This window comes from Mesorhizobium sp. M1A.F.Ca.IN.022.07.1.1 (assembly GCF_003997575.1).
GTDB lineage: Bacteria > Pseudomonadota > Alphaproteobacteria > Rhizobiales > Rhizobiaceae > Mesorhizobium.
In genome coordinates, this window is sequence record NZ_RZST01000389.1 from 1 (window position 1) to 4,966 (window position 4,966).

The following is a 4,966-nucleotide window of genomic DNA, read 5'->3' on the forward strand; positions in this document are numbered from 1 at the left end:
ATTTCGACGCCGTCATCGCCGAGTACAAGAAGAAGCTCTCGGCCGACAAGCCGAAGGTGGCCACCCGTAAGTCCTCGGAAATGGCGCTGGAAGTGATCAACGGCGCTGTTCCCGAAACCATCGGCGGCTCGGCCGACCTCACCGGCTCCAACAACACCAAGACCAGCCAGACCAAGAACATCACTCCGGACGACTACGGCCAGCGCTATGTTCATTACGGCATCCGCGAGCACGGCATGGCGGCGGCCATCAACGGGTTGACGCTGCATGGCGGCCTGATCGCCTATGGCGGCACCTTCTTGTGTTTCTCCGACTATGCCCGGCCCTCGATGCGCCTTGCCTCGCTGATGGGCATCCGCTCGATCTTCGTCATGACCCATGACTCGATCGGCCTCGGCGAGGACGGCCCGACCCACCAGCCGGTCGAGCATCTGGCCGCACTGCGCGCCATTCCGAACCACAACGTCTTCCGCCCGGCCGACGCGGTCGAGACGGCGGAATGTTGGCAGCTGGCGTTGGAGTCCGAAAAGACGCCTTCGACGCTCGCGCTGACCCGCCAGAACCTGCCGACCGTGCGCAGCGAACACAGCGAGAAGAACCTCAGCGCCTCGGGCGCTTATGAGCTTGCCGCGGCAAACGGCGAGGCGGCCGTGACGATCTTCGCCACGGGCTCGGAGGTCGAGGTCGCCCTCGGCGCCCGCGAGTTGCTCGAAAAACACGGCCATCCGACCCGCGTCGTATCGGTGCCCTGCTTCGAGCTGTTCGACCAGCAGGACGAGGACTATCGCAGGAAGACCATCGGCAACGCCAAGGTGAAGGTCGCTATCGAGGCCGGCATCCGCCAGGGCTGGGACCACCTGATCGGTATCGACGGCATCTTCGTCGGCATGACCGGCTTCGGCGCCTCCGGCTCGATCGAGCAGCTCTATCCGCATTTCGGCATCACCGCCGAGGCCGCGGCGAAGGCCGTGGAGGCACGCCTGCACGGCAAGTGAGCCATCGCATGTCGCTCAAAAGCGCGCAGCGATCTCGAGCGGCATGCACAAAAAGCAACGCCCCGTCCGGCGAAGCCCTTCAAAGGATGTCGCCGGACTGGACCAACCTAATCGATTTAAATTCCGGCTTCTGCGGCTGGATTCTTCGCACGCCCGCCGCTATGAAGCAGCGGACCCATCCACTTTCCAGTGCCCAGGGAGAGAAACATGACCGTCAGAGTTGCCATCAACGGATTTGGCCGCATCGGCCGCAACATCCTGCGCGCCATTCATGAATCCGGCCGCAAGGACATCGATGTCGTCGCCGTCAACGACCTCGGGCCGGTAGAGACCAACGCGCATCTGCTCCGCTACGACAGCGTGCATGGCCGCTTCCCGCATGAAGTGACGGTCGACGGCGACCAGATCTCCGTCGGCAAGGAGAAGTTCAAGGTCACCGCCATCAAGGATCCGACCCAGCTGCCCTGGAAAGATCTCGGCATCGACATCGCGCTCGAATGCACCGGTATCTTCACCGCGCGCGACAAGGCTGCCGCGCATCTGACCGCCGGCGCCAAGCGCGTCATCGTCTCGGCCCCGGCCGAAGGCGCCGATCTCACGGTCGTCTACGGCATCAACCACGACAAGCTGACCAAGGACCACGTCGTCATCTCCAACGCGTCCTGCACCACCAACTGCCTGGCCCCGCTTGCCGCCGTGCTGCACGAGACCGTCGGCATCGAGAAGGGCATGATGACGACGATCCATTCCTACACCGGCGACCAGCCGACGCTGGACACCATGCACAAGGACCTTTACCGGGCCCGCGCCGCGGCGCTGTCGCAGATCCCGACCTCGACCGGTGCCGCCAAGGCGATCGGTCTGGTGCTGCCCGACCTCAAGGGCAAGCTCGACGGCATCTCCATCCGCGTGCCGACCCCGAACGTCTCGGTCGTCGATTTCAAATTCATCGCCAAGCGCTCGACCACCGCGCAGGAGATCAACGAAGCGCTGATCGCCGCCTCCAAGGGCAAGCTGAAGGGCGTGCTCTCGGTCACCCATCACCCGAACGTCTCGATCGATTTCAACCACGATCCGCACTCCTCGATCGCGGCGCTCGACCAGACCAAGGTCATGGACGGCAACTTCGTCTCGGTACTCTCCTGGTACGACAACGAATGGGGCTTCTCGAACCGCATGGGCGACACGGCTGTCGCCTTCGGCAAGACCATCGCCTGACCTCAGGCTTCCTTTTTGATCGTGTGAAACGCCCGGCTTCGGCCGGGCGTTTTTCGCTCGACGCAGCGGCATGGGGCAAAAAAGCCACGCTGCCGCCTTGCACTGGTCATGTCTTCGCCCCACTCTGCCGTAAAGCGGGAGGGACGCGGATTTGAGGGGCAATTCCGGATGGAGCATGCGATCTATCTCGTGACGCTGGTCGGCACAGCGCTTGTTGTCGCCGCCGCCTTTTCGAGCCTGATCGCCTTTCGCTTCGGCGCACCCCTGCTGCTCCTCTTCCTCTGCATTGGCCTTGCCACCGGCGTCGACGGCCTTGGCATCGAATTCGACAATGCGCGGCTGGCTTATTTCGCCGGCTCGTTGGCTTTGGCCATTATCCTGTTCGATTCCGGTTTCGGCACGCCGCTCAACGCCTTGCGCCAGGCGGCCGGGCCGGCGCTGTCGCTGGCCACCGTCGGCGTCCTCCTGACCACCGGCATCTTCGGCGTCGCCGCCTACTACCTCCTCAATCTCAGCTGGCTGGAATCCTCGCTGCTCGGCGCCGCCGTCGCTTCGACCGACGCAGCGGCGGTGTTCTTCCTACTGCGCGCCGGGGAGATCCATTTGCGCGAGCGCGTCCGCTCGACGCTCGAGGTTGAATCCGGCACCAATGATCCGATCGCCATCTTCCTCACCATCTCTTTGGTCGAGATCATCGCCGCGCATGCCAACCCCGAGGCAAACGTTCTCGCCACCAGTTTGGTGATCGGCTTCGTCATCAACATGGGACTCGGCGCCATCATCGGCGTGCTCGGCGGCTTGGCGATCGTGCGCCTCGTCGAGCGACTGAACCTCGACCATGGCCTGCTGCCGATCTTCGTGCTGACGCTGTCGCTGATGGTGTTCGCCGCGGCCGGCGCCGTCGGCGGCTCGGGCTTCCTTGCGGTGTATCTCGCCGGCCTCGTCGCCGGCAATTCCGACATTCGCGCCGTCACCATCCTGAAGCGCTTCCAGGACGGCATGTCGTGGCTCGCGCAGATCATCATGTTTTTGATCCTCGGCCTGTTTGCCACGCCCTCGCAGTTCCCTGCGATCCTGCTGCCGGCGATCCTACTCGGGCTGTTCCTGATCTTCGTGGCGCGGCCCTTGGCCGTCTGGCTCTGCCTGATGCCGTTCCGCCTGCCGCGTCCGGAGGTCGCTTTCGTCTCTTGGGTTGGGTTGCGAGGCGCCGTTTCGATCCTGCTTGCCATCACGCCACTGCTCGGCGGCCTCGCCAACGGTCGCCTCATCTTCAATGTCGCCTTCATCATCGTGCTGGTCTCGCTGGTGGTGCAAGGTTGGACCGTCGGTCCGCTGGCGCGCCGCCTCGGCCTCATCGTGCCGGCAAGGCTTGGACCTCTCGACAAGGTCGAACTCGAGCTGCCGGGCTCGGCCCACCACGAGCTGCTCGCCTATCGCGTCGCCCCCGGTAGTCCGGTGGCGCGCGGCGAACGCATCCCGCGCTGGGCGAGGCCTTCGCTGGTGCTGCGCGATGGCCGCTCCATGCGGTTCCAGGACATGGGCCGGCTCGCCGCCGGCGATCAGGTCTACATCTTCGTGCCGGACCGCTATCCGCGCTTGCTCGACAAGCTCTTCGCCAGCCGCGCCGTCGTCGACCCCGAGGATGCCGATTTCTTTGGCGCCTTTGCCGTCGATCCGGCCCGCTCCGCCGCCGAGCTCGAAGCCGCCTATGGGCCCGGCCTCACCGAGGCCGAACAGAAGCTCACCGTCGCGGCGCTGGTCACCGAGCGGCTCGGCGGCCAGGCCGAATATGCCGACCGCGTGATGATCGGCCCGATCGAGCTGATCGTACGCGATGTCGACGAGAAGGGCCGGATCACCGGGCTTGGCCTGTCCTTCGAGCCGACCGCGCCGGTGGCGCGCGTGCCGGTTTTCCTGAGCGCCGGCGAGATCGCCGACCGCATCGCCGCCTTTATCCGCGGCTGGCGCAAACCAGCGCCAAGCAAGGTTCCTCAAAGCGAGCCGGACGAAATGACGACGTCCAAGCCCATAGCGCCAAAATCAGCCAGCGAGAGCTGACGTCACACAACGACATCATTTTTGCACGCGCTGTGCGGCCCAGGCCTTGCATCGTGCCCGGTGGCGGGTAAGGTCGCCGCGTTTTTGGCGGAAAGGACGACCATGGCCGGCTTCAAGACACTCGACGATATCGGCGCCGTTGGCGGCAAGCGCATCCTGGTGCGCGTCGACCTCAACGTTCCCGTCGCCGACGGCAAGGTGACGGACGCCACCCGCATCGAGCGCATCGCGCCGACCATTTCCGAGCTCTCCGGCAAAGGCGCCAGGGTGATACTGCTCGCGCATTTCGGTCGTCCGAAGGACGGCCCGTCGGCCGAATTCTCGCTGGAGCCGATCGCTCGCGCCACGGCGGAAGTGCTCGGCCGCCCGGTCGGCTTCGCCTCCGACTGCATCGGCGACAAGGCCGCCGACGCGGTTGCCGCCATGAAGGATGGCGACGTCCTGCTTTTGGAAAACACCCGCTTCCACAAGGCCGAGGAGAAGAACGATCAGGCCTTCACCGAAAAGCTCGCCGCCAATGGCGACATCTACGTCAACGACGCCTTTTCCGCCGCGCACCGCGCGCATGCGTCGACCGAAGGCCTGGCGCACCGCCTGCCGGCCTATGCCGGCCGCACCATGCAGGCCGAGCTCGACGCGTTGGAACAAGGTCTCGGCAATCCGGTGCGGCCGGCATAGGCCGGCAGGCGGTGCGC

At 65.1% G+C, this 4,966-nt stretch carries 3 protein-coding genes and 1 pseudogene; all 4 read left to right on the forward strand.

Annotation, left to right across the window (positions count from 1 at the left end; all coding sequences use genetic code 11):
• A partial coding sequence (locus EOA75_RS28575; protein WP_281058582.1) for a transketolase C-terminal domain-containing protein occupies nucleotides 1–995 on the forward strand: 995 nt, incomplete at its 5' end.
• Nucleotides 996–1,202: 207 nt separating this feature from the next.
• Nucleotides 1,203–2,213, forward strand: a complete 1,011-nt coding sequence (gene gap, locus EOA75_RS28580; RefSeq protein WP_067002042.1) for a type I glyceraldehyde-3-phosphate dehydrogenase — start codon at nucleotides 1,203–1,205, stop codon at nucleotides 2,211–2,213.
• A 168-nt stretch (nucleotides 2,214–2,381) separates the two neighbouring features.
• The gene (locus EOA75_RS28585; RefSeq protein WP_067319317.1) at nucleotides 2,382–4,271 is read left to right on the forward strand and encodes a potassium/proton antiporter; all 1,890 of its coding nucleotides are present in this window, start codon (nucleotides 2,382–2,384) and stop codon (nucleotides 4,269–4,271) included.
• 102 nt (nucleotides 4,272–4,373) lie between these two features.
• Nucleotides 4,374–4,943: pseudogene (pgk, locus tag EOA75_RS28590) on the forward strand (phosphoglycerate kinase); the annotation flags it as partial.
• Nucleotides 4,944–4,966: the final 23 nt, after the last annotated feature.

Excerpts from the sequence above, each read along its gene's own strand:
- gap (WP_067002042.1), top strand. The coding sequence starts at position 1,203 with ATGACCGTCAGAGTTGCCATCAACGGATTTGGCCGCATCGGCCGCAAC.
- EOA75_RS28585 (WP_067319317.1), top strand. The coding sequence starts at position 2,382 with ATGGAGCATGCGATCTATCTCGTGACGCTGGTCGGCACAGCGCTTGTT.